Raw genomic sequence first — 18,108 nt, 5'->3', positions numbered from 1 at the left:
GGTCAGCCATGAGCCTGGATAACATCTCCTGCCAGAAGAGCTTCGGCGGCTGGCACAAGCGTTACCGGCATCACTCCAAGGTGCTGGGCTGTGACATGGTATTCGCCGTGTACCTGCCGCCGCAGGCCGAACAGGGCGAGAAGCTACCGGTGCTCTATTGGCTGAGCGGCCTGACGTGCACCGATGAAAACTTCATGCAAAAGGCCGGCGCCCAGCGCCTGGCCGCCGAGCTGGGGCTGATCATCGTCGCGCCAGACACCAGTCCGCGTGGTGAGCAGGTGCCCGGCGATCCGGACGGTGCCTGGGACTTCGGACTCGGTGCTGGCTTCTACCTCAATGCCACCCAGCAACCCTGGTCGAAGCACTACCGTATGCACGATTACGTGGTCGAGGAGCTACCGGCACTGATCGAGGCGCATTTCCCAGCTTCCGACCAGCGCAGCATCAGCGGCCATTCCATGGGCGGGCACGGTGCTTTGGTCTGCGCATTGCGCAACCCAGGGCGCTACCGTTCGGTGTCGGCGTTTTCGCCAATCAGCAATCCAATGGATTGCCCTTGGGGCGAAAAGGCCTTCAGCCGTTACCTGGGTGAGGACCGGGCGCGCTGGCGCGAGTGGGATGCCAGTGTGCTGCTGGCTGAGACGCCTTCCGGCAAATGCCCGCCGTTGCTGGTCGATCAGGGCGACCGCGATGACTTCCTCGAGAAGCAGCTCAAGCCAGAAGCACTGGAGCAGGCAGCGCGCAAGGGGGGGCATGAGCTGACCCTGCGTCTGCAGCCTGGGTATGACCATAGCTACTACTTCATCGCCAGCTTCATCGATGAGCACCTGCGCCATCACGCGCTAGCGCTGGGGCGGGCGTAGCGGTGGTGCTTGGTGTCGGCAATAGCCAGCCCAAGCGCCCACAAAGCAGGTAGAATCACGCCCTGACTTTATCAGGGCGTTTTTCTATGCGTATTGGCCACGGCTACGATGTGCACCGTTTCTGCGACGGTGATTTCATTACCCTGGGCGGGGTGCGTATCCCCCACAAATACGGCCTGCTGGCCCACTCCGACGGTGACGTGCTGCTGCACGCACTGAGCGATGCTTTGCTCGGCGCCGCCGCGCTGGGAGACATCGGCAAGCATTTCCCCGATACCGACCCGCAGTTCAAGGGCGCGGACAGCCGTGTCCTGCTGCGTCACGTGGTCGGCATCGTTCTGGCCAAGGGCTGGAAAGTCGGCAACGTCGACGCCACCATCGTTGCCCAGGCGCCGAAGATGGCCCCACACATCGAAACCATGCGCCAGCTGATCGCCGAGGACCTGCACGTCGAACTCGACCAGGTCAACGTCAAGGCGACCACCACCGAAAAACTCGGCTTCACCGGCCGCGAGGAGGGTATCGCCGTGCATGCGGTTGCCCTGTTGCTGCCAGCATGACCGAACACGACCTGCTCGGCCCGCGTGCATCGGGCCAATCCTTGGGCACCGCGGTGCTCAAGGCGGTGGCCGACGATTTCCAGGTGGACGAAGTGCTGGACATTCCGCTGTCCGGCCAGGGCGAGCACCTGTGGCTGTGGGTTGAAAAGCGTGACCTCAATACCGAGGAGGCTGCTCGTCGCCTGGCACGTGCAGCTGGTGTGCCGGTCCGCGCCATCAGCTACGCCGGTCTGAAGGACCGCCAGGCCCTGACCCGCCAGTGGTTCAGCCTGCACCTGCCGGGCAAGGCCGACCCGGACCTGTCCCGCGCCGAAGACGAAACCCTGCGTGTACTCAAGCAGGTGCGCCACCAGCGCAAACTGCAACGAGGCGCTCATTCCGCCAACGGCTTTACCCTGCGTCTGACTGCGCTGGCGGCAGACCACCAGGCGCTGGATGCTCGGCTGGAACTGCTCAAGCAGCAGGGGGTGCCCAACTACTTCGGCACGCAGCGTTTCGGCCATGGTGGCGGCAACGTGCATGACGCCCGGGACTGGGCACAGCGCAAGGCGCTACCGGAACAACGCAATGTACGTTCGCGGCTGCTGTCAGCGGCGCGCAGCTATGTGTTCAACCAGGTGTTGGCGGCTCGGGTTGCCGATGGAAGCTGGCAGCACGCGCAGGTTGGCGATTTGTTGGCGTTCACTGACAGCCGTAGTTTCTTTCCGGCGGGCGAGTCGGAATGTTCCGATCCACGCCTGGCGATTCTGGACTTGCATCCCACCGGCCCGATGTGGGGAGAGGGTCCGTCACCGGCAGCCGGGGCGCCCTTCGAGCTGGAGTCGGCTGTCGGCGAGCAGCACCAGGCGCTTTGCCAATGGCTGGCCCACGCGGGAATGAGTCACGAACGACGCATCCTGCGGCTCCCTATTGGCAGCTTGTCGTGGCATTATCCCGAGCCTGATATCCTGCAACTGGAATTCGTCCTTCCGGCCGGATGCTTCGCCACCGTGGTGGTGCGCGAACTCGTCGATCTGGTGCCGGCAGGGCAGACGGACAGCCCATGCGTATTCTGATTTCGAACGATGACGGTGTTACCGCCCCCGGGATTGCCGCGCTGCATGCTGCGCTGGCGGACTACGCCGAGTGTGTGGTGATCGCCCCGGAACAAGACAAGAGCGGCGCCAGCAGTTCGCTGACGCTCGACCGGCCTTTGCACCCGCATACCCTGGCCAACGGCTTCATCAGCCTCAATGGCACGCCGACCGACTGCGTGCACCTGGGGTTGAATGGGTTGCTGCCGGAAATGCCCGACATGGTCGTTTCCGGCATCAACCTGGGCGCTAACCTGGGTGACGATGTGCTCTACTCCGGCACCGTTGCCGCCGCCCTCGAGGGCCGCTTCCTCGGCGGAACGTCGCTGGCGTTCTCGCTATTGTCGCGCCAGACCGACAACCTGCCGGCGGCGGCCTACATCGCACGCCGCCTGGTGGAGGCACAATCGCGACTCGACCTGCCGCCTCGGACCGTGCTCAACATCAATATCCCCAACCTGCCACTGGAGCATATCCGGGGTATCCAGCTCACCCGGCTCGGGCATCGGGCGCGTGCGGCGGCGCCCACCAAAGTGGTCAACCCACGTGGCAAGGAGGGCTACTGGATTGCCGTGGCCGGCGATGCCGAGGATGGCGGGCCGGGTACCGACTTCCATGCGGTGATGCAAGGCTACGTGTCGATTACACCGCTGCAGTTGGACCGGACCTTCAACGACGCGTTCGAGCGCTTCGATGGCTGGCTGGAGGGCGTACTCTGATGCGCGAACACGACGATCTGCTGCGCCGCGGAATCGGCATGACTTCCCAGCGGACCCGGGAACGGCTGATCCAGCGTCTGTGCGAGGAGGGCGTGTCGAACACCAAGGTGCTCGACGCGATCCGTCGCACGCCGCGCCATCTGTTCGTCGACGAGGCCCTGGCCCATCGCGCGTATGAAGACACCGCGCTGCCAATCGGCCATAACCAGACCATCTCCCAGCCGTTCATGGTGGCCCACATGAGTGAGCTGCTGCTCGAAGCCGGCCCGTTGGACAAGGTGCTGGAGATTGGTACGGGATCAGGTTACCAGACGGCGATCCTGGCCCAGTTGGTCGAACGGGTTTTCTCGGTGGAGCGGATCAAGGTCCTGCAGGACCGGGCCAAGGAACGCCTGGTCGAGCTCAACCTGCGCAACGTGGTGTTTCGCTGGGGCGATGGCTGCGATGGCTGGCAGGCCTTGGCACCTTACAATGGCATCATCGTCACCGCGGTGGCACCTGAGGTCCCGCAGGCGCTGCTCGACCAACTGGCACCAGGCGGGCGCATGGTGATTCCCGTGGGGCCGGCGGGCGAGGTGCAGCAACTGATGTTGATCGTCCGTGAGGAACACGGTTTCTCCCGGCGTGTGCTGGGCGCCGTGCGCTTCGTGCCGTTGCTCAACGGCCCGCTGGCCTGAGCCGTACGGAATATTTGCGCAGACGCAGAATTCTTGCGGCAAGGCCCTGTCTATCTGCGGTGCGGTCGAGTTGTTCTCAGGCTGCGCCGAGCTCTCCCAAGGCGGACGGGCTCAGTTATAATTGCAACAATATTGCATTTCTTATCGTCATATCGTTTTGGGCACCATGAGGGGAGCGCGGGTGGGTCACACAGTCGTTCAGCAGCGCAGGGATCGGTCGGGTTTGAAGCTTCTGGTGATCGCACTGGCCATGGGCAGCCTGCTGACCGGCTGCTCCAGCACCGGCTCGAGCGGCGCGCGGGTAGTCGACCGTAATACCACGGCGCCCAAGCGGCCAGCGGTGACCTCGGGTCAGTACATCGTCAAGCCCGGCGATACGCTGTTTTCCATCGCCTTCCGCTACGGCTGGGACTACAAGGAGCTGGCGGCGCGCAACGGCATCTCGGCCCCCTATACCATTCGTCCCGGCCAGGCGATACGTTTCAGCAGCGGTTCCAGCAGCAGTACCACCGTGGTCTCCAGCCCATCGTCTTCGAGCAGGACAACGGTCACCCGCCGCCCGGTCACCAGCACGGTCACGACGCCCGCCAGCAATCGCAAACCGGCGACTTCGACGCCGGCGACCCCGGCACCGGTGGTCACTACCGTGCCTGCCGCCGAGCGTGCCGTGGGTGGTTGGACCTGGCCGGCGAACGGCGTCCTGATTGGAAAATTCGCTTCAAACGGTAGTTTGAATAAAGGCATTGATATCGCCGGTGATTTGGGACAGCCTGTTTTTGCTGCAGCTGATGGTTCGGTGGTCTACGCCGGCAGTGGCTTGAGGGGCTACGGCGAGCTGATCATCATCAAGCACAGTGATACCTACGTCAGTGCCTACGGCCATAACCGCAGGCTTTTGGTTCGGGAGGGGCAGCAGGTCAAGGCAGGGCAGTCGATTGCTGAAATGGGGTCCACGGGCACTGATCGGGTGAAGCTGCATTTCGAGATTCGCCGCCAGGGCAAACCCGTCGATCCGCTCCAATTCCTGCCACGCCGTTGATCGTTGTACCCGGCCTGTTCCTATGATGTAGAGGGGACAGGCTCCAGCGCTGCCAGGGAAACAGGTGCCGCTTGAGTCTGAGTTCGAACTCAGCAAAGGACTATAACAATGGCTCTCAATAAAGAAGCGCCGGAGTTTGACATCGACGATGACGTCCTCCTGATGGAGACGGGTATCGTTTTGGAAACGGATGTGGTGTCAGACGAACCTGCTGTACCTTCGGTTCGGACGAGGGCCAAGTCAGGCTCTACGCTCAAGCAACACAAGTATATCGATTACAGCCGGGCGCTCGATGCCACCCAGCTGTATCTCAACGAGATTGGATTCTCGCCTCTGCTGTCGCCGGAAGAGGAAGTGCACTTTGCGCGCTTGTCGCAAAAGGGCGATCCCGCTGGCCGTAAACGCATGATCGAAAGCAACCTGCGCCTGGTTGTGAAAATCGCGCGTCGTTATGTAAATCGCGGATTGTCGTTGCTCGACCTGATCGAGGAGGGCAACCTGGGGCTGATCCGCGCGGTCGAGAAGTTCGACCCGGAACGCGGTTTCCGCTTCTCGACCTATGCGACCTGGTGGATTCGCCAGACCATCGAGCGGGCAATCATGAACCAGACCCGCACCATTCGCCTGCCGATCCACGTGGTCAAGGAGCTGAACGTCTACCTGCGTGCCGCGCGGGAACTGACCCAGAAGCTTGATCATGAACCGTCGCCTGAAGAAATCGCCACCCTGCTCGAGAAGCCCGTCACCGAGGTCAAGCGCATGCTTGGTCTCAACGAACGGGTTTCGTCGGTGGATGTTTCCCTGGGCCCGGATTCGGACAAGACGCTGCTCGATACCCTCACCGACGATCGGCCAACCGATCCGTGCGAGCTGCTGCAAGACGACGACCTTTCGCAGAGTATCGACCAGTGGCTGGGCGAGCTGACTGACAAGCAGCGTGAGGTGGTGGTGCGCCGCTTTGGTCTGCGTGGCCATGAGAGCAGTACGCTGGAGGATGTTGGCCTGGAGATTGGCCTGACCCGCGAGCGGGTGCGTCAGATTCAGGTGGAGGGGCTCAAGCGGCTGCGCGAGATCCTCGAGAAGAACGGCCTGTCCAGCGAGTCGTTGTTCCAGTAACCAAGGCTGCAATGCAAAACGCCCCGATGACCTCGGGGCGTTTTTGTTTGCTTCATCGGCGTGCAGCATACCGCTGGCCAGCTGCGGCCCAGCAGGAGCCGGCTCAGCACCGATTGCCGGGCCGCGAAGCCCCAGCGCCACTATGTAAAGCGCTACCCCTGTAGCATCGTGTGTAAGCCTTTGCTTACTGGTTTTGTAAGCTTTCTACGGAAGTTCCAGTAAAAATTCTTCCGTTGCAGCACAAGACTTTTTATAACTATTTGAAAAATATAGCTTATTTGGTTGTGAGGAAGTGTGTCCCCTGCAACATCTTGTGAGGTCTCGCAGTTGCCTGCTTGGCGCAAGTCGCTAGTATTCGAACTGTGCACACGGACATGCACAGGCTTTCAGGATGAAAGCCAAGGACATCGCAAGACGCGATTTCATCAGGACGATGTTTGGGACAAGCAGGGACTACGGAAAAAATGTGGGCGGGTCAAACCGCCCCTTTTTTTGCCCGCTGAACATGAAAAAAGGCCCTTTCGGGCCTTTTTCGTTGCTGGTCGCGATCAACGCTCCAAGTCGGCGATCTTGCCGGTTTTGCCATCCCACTCTTCAGCGTCCGGCAGGGCGTCCTTACGCTCGGTGATGTTAGGCCAGATCTCTGCCAGCTCGGCGTTCAGCTCGATGAAGTTCTCCATGCCCGCTGGAACCTCGTCTTCCGAGAAGATTGCTTGTGCCGGGCACTCTGGTTCACACAGGGCGCAGTCGATGCACTCGTCCGGGTGAATGACCAGGAAGTTCGGGCCTTCGTAGAAGCAGTCCACCGGACAGACTTCCACGCAGTCGGTGTATTTGCATTTGATGCAGTTGTCGGTGACGACGAAGGTCATTTCTAGTTCTCTCCTCAGGCGACGGCGGCGGCCCTTCCTCTCGGGGCCGCGCGGTTTGCGGGTGGTTGGCTGCAGGCCAGGCTAATAACCTGCAGCGCCAGCAAACCGCGGCGGATTCTACCAGCTTGTAGTGGGCGCCGTTATAACAGGTTCTTTAGTTGATATAGCGTTTCGATAGCTTGGCGAGGGGTCATCTCGTCCAGATCCAGCTTGCCCAGCTTCTCGATGGCCGGGTGTGGCAGGCTGGCGAATAGATCGCTTTGGTGGGGCACGTGCGGCTCGTCCTTGGCTTTATTCACCACCGGTGGCTCGTGCGGCAGGCTGGCGGTTTCCAGGCGCCCCAGGTGTTCGCGGGCGCGCTGGATGACCGGGCCAGGTACGCCGGCCAGTTGCGCTACGGCCAGACCGTAGCTCTGGCTGGCGGGGCCTGGCAACACGTGGTGCAGGAAGACGATGCGTTCGTTGTGCTCGGTCGCGTTCAGGTGCACGTTGGCCACCAGCGGTTCGCTTTCCGGCAGTACGGTCAATTCGAAGTAGTGCGTGGCGAACAGGGTGTAGGCGCGCAGTTGAGCCAGGCGCTCGGCAGCAGCCCAGGCCAGCGACAGTCCGTCGAAGGTGCTGGTGCCACGGCCGACCTCGTCCATCAGCACCAGGCTGCGGTCGGTGGCGTTGTGCAGGATGTTGGCCGTTTCGCTCATCTCGACCATGAAGGTCGACCGGCCACCCGCCAGGTCATCGCTGGAGCCGATACGGGTGAAAATACGATCGACAAGCGACAACTCGCAACGCGCCGCTGGCACGAAACTGCCGATGTGTGCCATCAGCACGATTAGCGCGGTCTGGCGCATGTAGGTGGATTTACCACCCATGTTCGGGCCGGTGATGATCAGCATGCGAGTGCTGTTGTCCAGGCTCAGGTCATTGGCCACGAACGGCGTGGTCAGTACCTGCTCGACCACTGGGTGACGGCCCTGTTCGATGCGCAGGCAAGGCTCGTCGACGAAGCTTGGGCAGTTGAGATCTAGGTTCAGCGCACGTTCGGCGAGGTTGCTCAGCACATCCAGTTCGGCCAGCGCCGCGGCGCTGTCCTGCAGTGGAGCAAGATGGCCGATCAGCGTTTCCAGCAGGGCGTCGTAGAGCATCTTCTCGCGGGCCAGGGCGCGGCTCTTGGCCGACAGCGCCTTGTCCTCGAAGGCCTTGAGTTCCGGGGTGATGAAGCGCTCGGCACCCTTTAGGGTCTGGCGCCGGATGTAATCGCCCGGCGCTTGTTCGGCCTGCTTGGTCGGCAACTCGATGTAATAGCCATGCACGCGGTTGTAGCCGACCTTCAGGTTGGCAAGGCCGGTGCGTGCTTTCTCGCGGGCTTCCAGGTCGATGAGGAACTGGCCGGCGTTCTCGCTCATCGCCAGCAGCTCGTCCAGCTCGTTGTCATAGCCGGCTTTGAGCACGCCGCCGTCGCGGATCACCGCCGGCGGGTTGTCGATGATCGCACGTTCCAGCAGGCTGGCCAGCTCCGGATAGGTACCGGTAATGGCCGCCAGGCGCGCCAGATGCGGCGCCTCCAGCTCGGCCATGGCGTTCTGCAGTTCCGGCAGGGCGCCGAGGGCATCGCGAAGACGTGCCAGGTCGCGGGGGCGGGCATTACGCAGACCAATACGGGCGAGGATCCGCTCGATATCGCCAATTTCCTTCAACTGCGGCTGGAGTTTTTCGAAACGATAGCCGTCGAGCAGGCAACGGATCGAATCCTGGCGCGCCTGCAGCACCTTGAGGTCGCGCAGCGGCCGGTTCAGCCAGCGGGTCAGCAGGCGGCTGGCCATGGCGGTCTGGCAGCGATCGATTACCGATTGCAGGGTATTGTCACGGCCACCCGCCAGGTTGATGTCCAGCTCCAGGTTACGGCGGCTGGCGCCGTCGAGGATCACCGTGTCGTCCATGCGTTCGTGGCGCAGGCTACGCAGGTGGGGCAGGGTGGTGCGCTGGGTTTCCTTGGCGTAAGTCAACAGGCAGCCGGCGGCACCGATGGCCAGGGTCAGTTTGTCGCAACCGAAACCCTTGAGGTCCTTGGTCGCGAACTGCTGGCACAGGCTCTTGCGTGCCGATTCCCGGTCGAAGTCCCACGGCGCACGACGTCGGGCACCTGGTCGCTTCTCTGCCGGCAGGCCCTGGGGCCAGTCGTCTGGAATCAACAGCTCCACCGGGTTGATGCGTTCGAGCTCGGCAAGCAGGTTCTCCCAGCCTTTGATCTCCTGCACGGTGAAGTTGCCACTGGTGATGTCCAGCACCGCCAGGCCGAACAGGCGCTCGTCACCCAGCAGGGCGGCGATCAGGTTGTCGCGGCGCTCATCGAGCAATGCCTCGTCACTGACCGTGCCGGGGGTGATGATGCGCACCACCTGGCGCTCGACCGGGCCCTTGCTGGTGGCCGGGTCGCCGATCTGCTCGCAGATCACTACCGATTCGCCGAGCTTGACCAGCTTGGCTAGATAGCCCTCTACCGAATGGAAGGGAATTCCGCACATGGGGATCGACTGGCCGGCGGACTGGCCGCGGGCGGTCAGGGTGATATCCAGCAGTTTCGCGGCTTTTTTCGCATCTTCATAGAAGATCTCGTAAAAGTCGCCCATGCGGTAGAACATCAGCTGGTCCGGGTGCTGGTTCTTCAGCTTCCAGTACTGCTGCATCATCGGTGTGTGTGCGGAAAGATCAGACATTCAGGGCCTTACAGCGGGTGATCTGGTTGGCGATTGTGAAACGGGCAATGGTACAGACTTTTTCATCGAGATGCAGGCGGGCCCTGATGTCAGCCGAAGTGGTGGGGTCCCGTTTGGCGCGCGCGGGTGCTAGGGTTGTGGTCTGTCTTGTCGAGGAACCCTTCATGGATCCCATCACCACGCTTTCCACACGCCTGGGCGAGCACCTGCGACGTATAGGCGCGCAGGTCACGACGGCCGAGTCCTGTACCGGCGGCGGTATTGCCGAAGCCATTACCCGGGTGCCGGGCAGTTCGAGCTGGTTCGAGGCGGGCTATGTGACCTACTCCAATGCCCAGAAGACGCGTCAACTGGGGGTGCCCGCCGCCCTGTTCACCACGGTTGGCGCCGTCAGCCAGGAAGTGGTCGAGGCTATGGTTCGGGGTGCGCAGGCGGCCAGCGGGGCGCGCTTCGCCGTCGCGGTCAGCGGCGTGGCCGGGCCCGATGGGGGTTCGGCGGCCAAACCGGTGGGTACCGTATGGCTGGCGTGGGCCGATGGCGTCCATGTGCACAGTGAGCGCAGGCACTTTGATGGTGACCGCGAAGCGGTGCGCCGACAGACGGTGATCGCCGCGTTAGACGGCTTGTTACAGCTTGGCAGCGTTTAAATCGACGACAGGGGTTTGCTCAAACGAATCCCTGTGGAATAATACTGGCTACTTATACAGTTATTCGGGCCATCAGGGCCGGTCGATCACGTGAGGATTTCAATGGACGACAACAAGAAGCGCGCCTTGGCTGCGGCCCTGGGTCAAATCGAACGCCAATTCGGCAAAGGTGCCGTCATGCGCATGGGCGACCATGAGCGTCAGGCCATCCCCGCTATCTCCACCGGCTCCCTGGGCCTGGACATCGCCCTTGGCATCGGCGGTCTGCCGAAAGGTCGTATCGTCGAAATCTACGGTCCGGAATCGTCGGGTAAGACGACCCTGACTCTGTCGGTTATCGCCGAAGCCCAGAAGAACGGCGCCACCTGCGCCTTCGTCGACGCCGAACACGCCCTCGACCCTGAGTACGCCGGCAAGCTGGGCGTCAACGTCGACGACCTCCTGGTCTCGCAGCCAGACACCGGTGAACAAGCGCTGGAAATCACCGACATGCTGGTGCGCTCCAATGCCGTTGACGTGATCATCGTCGACTCCGTTGCAGCCCTGGTACCCAAGGCTGAAATCGAAGGCGAAATGGGTGACATGCACGTGGGCCTGCAAGCCCGCCTGATGTCCCAGGCCCTGCGTAAGATCACCGGTAACATCAAGAACGCCAACTGCCTGGTTATCTTCATCAACCAGATCCGTATGAAGATCGGTGTGATGTTCGGTAGCCCTGAAACCACCACCGGTGGTAACGCGCTGAAGTTCTATGCTTCTGTGCGTCTGGACATCCGCCGTACCGGCGCTGTCAAGGAAGGCGACGAAGTGGTCGGCAGCGAAACCCGCGTCAAGATCGTCAAGAACAAGGTCTCTCCTCCGTTCCGCCAGGCCGAGTTCCAGATTCTTTACGGCAAGGGTATCTACCGCAACGGTGAAATCATTGACCTGGGTGTTTCCCAAGGCCTGGTGGAAAAATCCGGTGCGTGGTACAGCTACCAGGGCAACAAGATTGGCCAGGGCAAGGCTAACGCCGCCAAGTTCCTGCAAGAGAACCCGGCCGTTGGCGCTGAGATCGAGAAGCAAATTCGCGAGAAACTGCTGAACGCAGGTGCTGTTGCTGCAGCAGGCAAGGCCGCTGCTGCCGAGGCTGACGCCGACGATATGGCCGACGCCGACGCCGGTTACTGATTGGCCCTATGTCCGCCGTACTCGACACCCCCGTCGCCGTTCGGCGGACAGCCATGGACCTGCTTGCACGCCGCGAGCATGGTCGAGTCGAGCTGACGCGCAAGCTGCGTCAGCGCGGCGCGCCGGAGGAGCTGATTCAACCTGAGCTCGACCGGCTTGCAGAAGAGGGGCTGCTCAGCGAAGCCCGCTACCTTGAAAGCTTCATCCGCTACCGTTCCAACTCCGGTTATGGCCCCGCACGTATTCGTGAGGAATTGGGCCAGCGTGGGCTGGACCGCAATGACGTCGACCAGGCACTACGTGACAGCGAGGTGAACTGGGCAGAGCGACTACAGGATGTCTGGCAACGCAAGTTCGCCGGGCAGCGTCCGCATGACCCCCGCAGCCGTGCCCAGCAGACCCGATTCCTTGCCTACCGAGGTTTCTCCATGGAGATGATCGGCCGCCTGCTTAGCGGCCGTGACCTCGATGATTACTGAGTAAAGGCCTGGCAATCGTAGGCGCCGGCTTGCTGGCATGCCCCCTCAAAAAAGCGTTCAGCTCACCTTCAAGGCCTCCCTGGCCCGCTGAGTCGTATGCATCGGCTCAGGTTTGGCCCAGTTTTCCGGCAGATTGATGAAGTCAACCAGTTCGCGCAGGCGCCCTTGGTCACGGCCATTGAAGGCAAAGCTCAGTCGCGTCAAATGGCTGAATTTGCCCAGCTCGTGCTCGGCACCACTGTCGGGTTGCTGGTGATACTTGCCGCTCAGGCGCAGGTCGGCGAAGCCCTCCTGGATGTCATACAGCGCTGCATCGCTCAGCGGATGATGCATACGAATCACGAACTGGTTCTTAAGCCAGCGGCTGGAGTGGTAGTTGCTGTAGAACTGGTTGATTTCCTCCACGGCTTCATCAGCAGAGTGCACGAGGCGAAGCAGTTTCAGGTCACTGGGCAAGATGTAGCGGTTCTCTTCCAACTGGCGGGTGAAGAAGTCCAGGGCATCTTGCCAGAAACTTCCACCGGGTGAGTCGAGCAACACTACTGGAACCAACGGGCTCTTGCCGGTCTGGATCAAGGTCAGCACTTCCAGTGCCTCATCCAGCGTGCCGAAGCCACCAGGGCACAGAACCAGGGCGTCGGCCTCCTTGACGAAAAACAGTTTTCGAATGAAGAAGAAGTGGAACGGCAGTAGCTTGTCGGTGCCGCCCACCGTGGCATTGGCGTGTTGCTCGAACGGCAGGGTGATGTTGAAGCCCAGGCTGTGCTCGCTGCCTGCACCCTCGTGCGCGGCGGCCATGATGCCACCCCCGGCACCGGTGATGACCATCATGTCGGAGCGCGCCACCGTTGCGCCCAGCTCGCGAGCCAAGGCGTACATCGGGTGCTCCAGCGGCGTACGGGCCGAGCCGAACACTGTTACCTTTCTGCGGCCCTTGTAGCGTTGGAGCGTACGGAACGAGTGATCCAGTTCGCGCAGTGCTTGCAGGGTGATCTTGGCGCTCCAGCGATCGGTGTCATCGTGGGCCATACGCAAAACGGTCAACATCATGTCGCGATACAAGGGCAGGTTGGGGCTGTCGGGAGCGACCAGTTGCAGTTGTTCGTCGATCTTGTTCAGGTCGATGCCGCTGTCCCTGAAGTGGTTGAACAAAAGCTCATTCGGTTGGTAAGGCATTCAACGTCTCCTTCTGCAGCAAAACCCCTGACCGGGCCGATGGAGTGGCTCGGCCGCGACACTGCGTGTGTCGCTGGCTGCTGTGGCTCGAGTGTGCATACCGAGCATTGCAGTAGGCCTTCAAGGCCCTGATGCAGTGGTAATCAATCCATCTTCTTTGATTTCAGGATCCTCGCTATCAATCTAGACCCTTGCGCATGATCGTGCCGCAGGGAGCGAAGTCGCCGCTCGTCGGCACATGGCCCATGGCGGTGCGGGTTTGGTTAACTGGGAAAGCGAATCGTGTCGATGCAGGAGGTGGCGGTATGCATCGCTTGGTCATCGAGGTGGACTCCCAGCTCTACCAACAACTGGAAAGTGCGGCGCATGATCACCACGTAAGCCTGGAGACCGAGTGCCGTCGCAGGCTGGCGACATTGGAGTGCCAGTCACGCTACCTGCAGGCGCTGCTGGCCGAGATGCGCGCCGAGGATGAGCCGCAGCGCGCGCGGAACGAGCAGGTGCTCTGATTACTTCTTCTTGTTGCCGGCAGTGCAGCTGGCGGCGTCGAACGCTTGGTCCATCACCGGCTGATTGGTCTTGTAGACCGTGAAGCGATAGACCATCACCGCGCCTTTGGACATCAAATTGCGGTAACCGCTGTTGCGGCACACGCTGTCGCCCAGCTGGCTGCGCACCTGTGCCGGGTTTTCCTGCATGCGTGCAGCGTGGCTGGCACGCACGCTCAAGTGGTTGATCAGGGCTTTGCCTTCGACGGTGTAACCCTGGTCGAGGATGTCTTCGTTGATGGCGCGTGGGGTGCCGACGCTGCTTTCCTTGGCGACCTTCTGCAGCAGCTTGTTCAGCTCGAACTCCTGCTTGGACGCCGCCTGGGCAGCCAGGGGCAGGGTGAGCAACAGGCTCAAGGTCGGGACGATAAGACGCAGCATGAATCTCTCCTGGTTCGATGACTGGCGCTTTGACCTGCGCCGGCAGTTGGCGTTCCCTGCCCATCCGCGTCATGGCGGATAACAGTGGGGCACCCAAAGGCCGATTATAAGGGAGCGACCGGCACGCCTGCACGGCAAATGGCAACCGCTCTGGTAGACTGGCGTTTTGTATTCGCCGAGTCATCGCAGTGACCCTTTCCAACCTCTCCCAAGGCCTGCCCGCATGAACCATGCGGTCGCGCGCCTGCGTGCCGAGCGCCTGGCGCGCAGCAACAAACCCTTCATTGCCCGTGGGTCGCGTGCCGAACGTTGCCCCGACTGCCGGGTGATCGCCACTCATTGCCTGTGCGCCTGGAAGCCCCGAGTCCAGGCGGATTCCGGTGTCTGCCTGCTGATGCACGATACCGAGCCACTGAAGCCGACCAATACCGGTTGGTTGATCGCTGACCTGATCGAGGACACCGCTGCCTTCGGCTGGTTGCGCACCTCGGTGGATGAGCGCTTGTTGGCATTGCTCGAGGATCCGCAATGGCAGCCCTACATCGTGTTTCCTGGCGAATTCGTTGCCCAGGAGCGCGTGGTCAGCCAGGTCGTACGGGAACCGGGCAAGCGCCCACTGTTCATTCTGCTCGATGCGACCTGGACCGAAGCACGCAAGATGTTTCGCAAGAGTCCCTATCTTGATCGTTTCCCGGTGCTGAGCTTGCAAGCCGAGCAGATGTCGCGTTACCGCCTGCGCCGTTCCAAGCGCGATGATCATTTCTGCACTGCGGAAGTCGCGGCCATGTGCCTGGACCTGGCCGGTGACAGCCGGGCCTCGCAGGCGCTGGATGCCTACCTGGATGTGTTCAGCCTGCACTACTTGAGTGGCAAGCGTCGCCTGCCGCTGGATGAGCGGGATGACATTCATCAACGTTTGCATACCTTCCTATAGTCCAAGGGGCAACAACACCCCGATGGTTCATAATGACGGAGCTGGCAGCCAGGGTGGGCGAGGCGGCAGGGTGATCGGCTTGACCGCCCCCAACCGTGCTCGGCATCCTTGGCGCCGATTCCCCGCCGGGCGCTCCCTTCCCCCGCATGCGCCTGGCACAGAACAGGATCCATAGATCGATGGCCACATACGAAATCCTGATTGCCGATGACCACCCGCTGTTTCGCAGCGCATTGCGCCAGGCGGTAACCCTGGGCCTGGGCCCGGACGTACGCCTGGTCGAAGTGGCGAGCATCGCGGAACTGGAAACCCGCCTCGGCGAAAAGGCCGACTGGGACCTGGTCCTGCTCGACCTGAACATGCCAGGTGCTTACGGTTTCTCCGGTCTGGTGCTGCTGCGCGGCCAGTATCCGCAAATTCCAGTGGTGATGGTCTCGGCCCAGGAAGAGGCGGCTGTTGTGGTCAAGTCCCGCGAATTTGGCGCCAGCGGTTTCATTCCCAAGTCCAGCGGGCTGGAAGTGATCCAGGATGCCGTGAGGAAAGTGCTCGACGGCGATGTCTGGTGGCCACCCCAGGCCTTCGAGAAGGTCGACGTTTCCGCCGAGGCCAAGGCGGCCAGTGAAGGTTTGGCCAGCCTGACGCCGCAGCAGTTCCGGGTGTTGACCATGGTCTGTGAAGGGTTGCTGAACAAGCAGATTGCCTACGAACTGAATGTGTCCGAAGCGACCATCAAGGCCCATGTCACGGCGATCTTCCGTAAACTGGGCGTGCGTACTCGCACCCAGGCTGCCTTGCTGCTGCAACAACTGGAATCAGTTGCGGCCAGCTAATGGTCTGCTGCTTCACGCTTTTTTGACTCGTGCTGGTCTAGTCTGCCGGCCTTTTAACGGTGAAGTGACACCTATGTCGCCATTCAAAGGCCAGAGAGGCCTCAAACGTATCGTCAATGCCGCCGGCTACTCCCTCGATGGCCTGCGCACGGCTTTCAAGGGCGAGGCGGCGTTTCGCCAACTGGTGCTGCTCAACGTCCTGCTGATTCCGACCGCCTTCTGGCTGCCTGTCAGCCGAGCGGAGCGGGCGATCATGATCGCGGTCTGCCTGCTGGGCCTGATCGTCGAGTTGTTCAACTCGGCGGTGGAGGCAGCGATCGACCGCATCTCGCTGGAGCGCCATCCTTTGTCGAAGAACGCCAAGGACATGGGCAGTGCTGCGCAGTTGGTAGCGCTGACCATGGTGGCGCTGGTCTGGGGTGTGATTCTGCTTTAAGCGATCGGCGGCAGCACGATTTCGTCGCTGCGAGTGAAGCCTGCGGTGAAGTTGCGGCACAGTTCGAGAAACTCGCGCATGGCCGAGGTCTGGTATTTCTGTTTGTGCCAGATGAAGTAGAACTGGCGCATCAGGTCGAGCTCGGGGGTTTCCACCGGTACCAAGCTGCCGCGCCGGAAAGCATCGCGCAACGCCAGGCGTGAGATACAGCCGATACCCAGCCCCGATTCCACGGCGCGCTTGATCGCTTCGGTGTGCTCCAGCTCAAGGCGAATGTTCAAGTTGGCGCGGTGGTGGCGCATGGCCTGGTCGAACGTCAGGCGAGTGCCTGAGCCTTGTTCGCGCAGGATCCAGGCTTCCTGGGAGAGCGTCTGGACGTCCGCCCGGCCGAGTTTGGCCAGCGGATGCTGCGGGGCACAGAACACCACCAGTTCATCCTCGACCCAAGGTTGAACCTCCAGGTCTGGGTGATTGCAGTCGCCTTCGATTAGACCCAGGTCAATCTCGTAGTGGGCAACCTGTTGCACGATATGCGCAGTGTTCTGCACATGCAGCTTCACCTGGCTCTCGGGGTGCACCTGCATGAAGCTGCCGATCAGCAGGGTCGCCAGGTAGTTGCCGATGGTGAGCGTAGCGCCAACAGCCAGTGAGCCGAAACCGGACTTGCCGTTGAGCAGGTCTTCGATTTCCTTGGCCTGGTCGAGCAGGGCGACGGCCTGGGGCAAGAGCTGGTGCCCCAGGGCATTGAGGCTCAGGCGCTTGCCGGCCCGGTCGAACAGCTGGCAGCTGGATTGACGCTCCAGTTCAGTGATCGAGGTGCTGGCCGCCGATTGCGACAGCGCAAGCACGCTGGCAGCGCGCGACACGCTTTGGTGCTGAGCGACGGCGACGAAGACCTGCAGCTGACGGAGTGTGAATCGCATATCTATATAACCGATAACACATATCTTGATAATTCAGTTAACAGATATTGTCGCTGCCCCTAAACTATCGCGCAACTGCGCGTTTTACGCGCTGCGTCTTTCTTCAGGAGCCCCATAAATGAGCAACATGAACCACGAACGTGTCCTCAGTGTGCACCACTGGAACGACACCCTGTTCAGCTTCAAGTGCACCCGTGACCCGGGCCTGCGCTTCGAGAACGGTCAGTTCGTGATGATCGGCCTGCAACAGGACAATGGCCGTCCGCTCATGCGCGCCTATTCCATCGCTTCGCCGAACTGGGAAGAGCACTTGGAGTTCTTCAGCATCAAGGTGCCGGATGGTCCGTTGACCTCCCAGCTGCAGCACCTGAAGGAAGGCGACGAGATCATCATCAGCAAGAAGCCCACCGGCACCCTGGTACTCGACGACCTGAACCCAGGCAAGCACCTGTACCTGCTGAGCACCGGCACTGGTCTGGCGCCGTTCATGAGCGTCATCCAGGACCCGGAAACCTACGAGCGCTTCGAGAAGGTCATCCTGGTCCATGGCGTGCGTTACGTGAACGAAGTGGCCTACCGCGAGTTCATCACCGAGCACCTGCCGCAGAACGAGTTCTTCGGTGAAGCGGTCCGTGACAAGCTGATCTACTACCCGACCGTTACCCGTGAGCCGTTCGAGAACCAGGGCCGCCTGACCGATCTTATGCGCAGCGGCAAGCTGTTCAGCGACATCGGTCTGCCACCGATCAACCCGCAGGACGACCGCGCCATGATCTGCGGCAGCCCAAGCATGCTCGACGAGACCAGCGAGGTCCTGGACAGCTTCGGCCTGAAGATCTCCCCGCGTATGCGTGAGCCGGGTGACTACCTGATCGAGCGTGCATTCGTCGAGAAGTAAGGCGGACGCTGGAACGCAAAAACGCAGGCCTTGGCCTGCGTTTTTTTATACCT

General features: G+C 61.5%; 20 protein-coding genes. 15 read left to right on the top strand and 5 right to left on the bottom strand.

Annotated elements, in window-relative coordinates; translation table 11 throughout:
* The first annotated feature begins 8 nt into the window (after nt 1-8).
* The 7 genes from fghA to rpoS all read left to right on the top strand — a co-directional run bounded on the left by fghA (nt 9) and on the right by rpoS (nt 6,047).
* Complete coding sequence (gene fghA, locus VXM67_RS20955; protein ID WP_023381951.1) at nt 9-863, top strand: S-formylglutathione hydrolase; 855 nt, start codon at nt 9-11, stop codon at nt 861-863.
* Between the two features lie 86 nt (nt 864-949).
* Entirely contained in the window at nt 950-1,423 is a 474-nt protein-coding gene (gene ispF, locus VXM67_RS20950; protein ID WP_023381950.1) for a 2-C-methyl-D-erythritol 2,4-cyclodiphosphate synthase, read from the top strand.
* Nucleotides 1,420-2,478: a tRNA pseudouridine(13) synthase TruD gene (truD, locus tag VXM67_RS20945; RefSeq protein ID WP_315693065.1), complete on the top strand. Its 1,059-nt coding sequence runs from the start codon at nt 1,420-1,422 to the stop codon at nt 2,476-2,478. Before ispF ends, truD begins: the two co-directional genes overlap by 4 nt.
* Nucleotides 2,466-3,215, top strand: a complete 750-nt coding sequence (gene surE, locus VXM67_RS20940) for a 5'/3'-nucleotidase SurE (protein ID WP_023381948.1) — start codon at nt 2,466-2,468, stop codon at nt 3,213-3,215. Before truD ends, surE begins: the two co-directional genes overlap by 13 nt.
* 38 nt (nt 3,216-3,253) lie before the next feature.
* Nucleotides 3,254-3,892 (top strand): protein-L-isoaspartate(D-aspartate) O-methyltransferase, encoded by a 639-nt coding sequence (locus VXM67_RS20935; protein WP_162144446.1) that lies wholly within the window; start codon nt 3,254-3,256, stop codon nt 3,890-3,892.
* Nucleotides 3,893-4,073: 181 nt separating this feature from the next.
* A complete protein-coding gene (locus tag VXM67_RS20930; RefSeq protein WP_023381946.1) occupies nt 4,074-4,931 on the top strand; it encodes a peptidoglycan DD-metalloendopeptidase family protein in 858 nt (285 codons plus the stop codon).
* A 108-nt stretch (nt 4,932-5,039) separates the two neighbouring features.
* On the top strand, nt 5,040-6,047 hold the full coding sequence (rpoS, locus tag VXM67_RS20925) for an RNA polymerase sigma factor RpoS (RefSeq protein WP_023381945.1): 1,008 nt from the start codon (nt 5,040-5,042) through the stop codon (nt 6,045-6,047).
* Between the two features lie 548 nt (nt 6,048-6,595).
* Here rpoS and fdxA read toward each other — a convergent pair.
* Nucleotides 6,596-6,919: a ferredoxin FdxA gene (fdxA, locus tag VXM67_RS20920; protein WP_004375459.1), complete on the bottom strand. Its 324-nt coding sequence runs from the start codon at nt 6,917-6,919 to the stop codon at nt 6,596-6,598.
* Nucleotides 6,920-7,059: 140 nt separating this feature from the next.
* A complete protein-coding gene (mutS, locus tag VXM67_RS20915) occupies nt 7,060-9,633 on the bottom strand; it encodes a DNA mismatch repair protein MutS (RefSeq protein ID WP_023381944.1) in 2,574 nt (857 codons plus the stop codon).
* A 164-nt stretch (nt 9,634-9,797) separates the two neighbouring features.
* Between mutS and VXM67_RS20910 the strand changes: the two genes are divergently transcribed.
* The 3 genes from VXM67_RS20910 (at nt 9,798) to recX (ending at nt 11,929) form a co-directional block, all read left to right on the top strand.
* Entirely contained in the window at nt 9,798-10,280 is a 483-nt protein-coding gene (locus VXM67_RS20910) for a CinA family protein (RefSeq protein ID WP_023381943.1), read from the top strand.
* Nucleotides 10,281-10,382: 102 nt separating this feature from the next.
* Nucleotides 10,383-11,450 carry a recombinase RecA gene (gene recA / locus VXM67_RS20905; protein ID WP_023381942.1) on the top strand — a complete coding sequence of 356 codons (1,068 nt, stop codon included), beginning with the start codon at nt 10,383-10,385 and terminating at the stop codon, nt 11,448-11,450.
* Nucleotides 11,451-11,458: 8 nt separating this feature from the next.
* Nucleotides 11,459-11,929, top strand: a complete 471-nt coding sequence (gene recX / locus VXM67_RS20900) for a recombination regulator RecX (RefSeq protein WP_023381941.1) — start codon at nt 11,459-11,461, stop codon at nt 11,927-11,929.
* A 57-nt stretch (nt 11,930-11,986) separates the two neighbouring features.
* On the opposite strand, the gene VXM67_RS20895 is transcribed toward recX, so the two are convergent.
* A complete protein-coding gene (locus VXM67_RS20895; RefSeq protein WP_023381940.1) occupies nt 11,987-13,105 on the bottom strand; it encodes an LOG family protein in 1,119 nt (372 codons plus the stop codon).
* 305 nt (nt 13,106-13,410) lie between these two features.
* Here VXM67_RS20895 and VXM67_RS20890 point away from each other — a divergent pair, with 305 nt between their 5' ends.
* Nucleotides 13,411-13,614 carry a hypothetical protein gene (locus tag VXM67_RS20890; protein ID WP_023381939.1) on the top strand — a complete coding sequence of 68 codons (204 nt, stop codon included), beginning with the start codon at nt 13,411-13,413 and terminating at the stop codon, nt 13,612-13,614.
* On the opposite strand, the gene VXM67_RS20885 is transcribed toward VXM67_RS20890, so the two are convergent.
* The gene (locus VXM67_RS20885) at nt 13,615-14,034 is read right to left on the bottom strand and encodes a quorum-sensing-regulated virulence factor family protein (RefSeq protein WP_023381938.1); all 420 of its coding nucleotides are present in this window, start codon (nt 14,032-14,034) and stop codon (nt 13,615-13,617) included.
* Between the two features lie 223 nt (nt 14,035-14,257).
* On the opposite strand from VXM67_RS20885, the gene VXM67_RS20880 reads away from it, so the two are divergent.
* The 3 genes from VXM67_RS20880 (at nt 14,258) to VXM67_RS20870 (ending at nt 16,234) form a co-directional block, all read left to right on the top strand.
* Nucleotides 14,258-14,968, top strand: a complete 711-nt coding sequence (locus VXM67_RS20880; protein ID WP_367237351.1) for a tRNA-uridine aminocarboxypropyltransferase — start codon at nt 14,258-14,260, stop codon at nt 14,966-14,968.
* A gap of 179 nt (nt 14,969-15,147) precedes the next feature.
* Complete coding sequence (gene erdR / locus VXM67_RS20875) at nt 15,148-15,798, top strand: response regulator transcription factor ErdR (RefSeq protein WP_023381936.1); 651 nt, start codon at nt 15,148-15,150, stop codon at nt 15,796-15,798.
* Nucleotides 15,799-15,862: 64 nt separating this feature from the next.
* Entirely contained in the window at nt 15,863-16,234 is a 372-nt protein-coding gene (locus VXM67_RS20870) for a diacylglycerol kinase (protein ID WP_177325252.1), read from the top strand.
* Here the strand turns inward: VXM67_RS20870 and finR are convergent.
* Nucleotides 16,231-17,157 (bottom strand): LysR family transcriptional regulator FinR, encoded by a 927-nt coding sequence (gene finR / locus VXM67_RS20865; protein ID WP_023381934.1) that lies wholly within the window; start codon nt 17,155-17,157, stop codon nt 16,231-16,233. The two genes, VXM67_RS20870 and finR, sit on opposite strands and share 4 nt — an antisense overlap.
* A gap of 118 nt (nt 17,158-17,275) precedes the next feature.
* On the opposite strand from finR, the gene fpr reads away from it, so the two are divergent.
* Nucleotides 17,276-18,055, top strand: a complete 780-nt coding sequence (gene fpr / locus VXM67_RS20860) for a ferredoxin-NADP reductase (RefSeq protein ID WP_023381933.1) — start codon at nt 17,276-17,278, stop codon at nt 18,053-18,055.
* Nucleotides 18,056-18,108: the final 53 nt, after the last annotated feature.

The sequence above is a fragment of the Pseudomonas sp. Rh2 genome (genome assembly GCF_040762985.1).
Taxonomy (GTDB): domain Bacteria; phylum Pseudomonadota; class Gammaproteobacteria; order Pseudomonadales; family Pseudomonadaceae; genus Aquipseudomonas; species Aquipseudomonas taiwanensis.
Note: the sequence above shows the minus strand (reverse complement) of the source record. Positions and strands in the feature narration are given on the sequence as shown.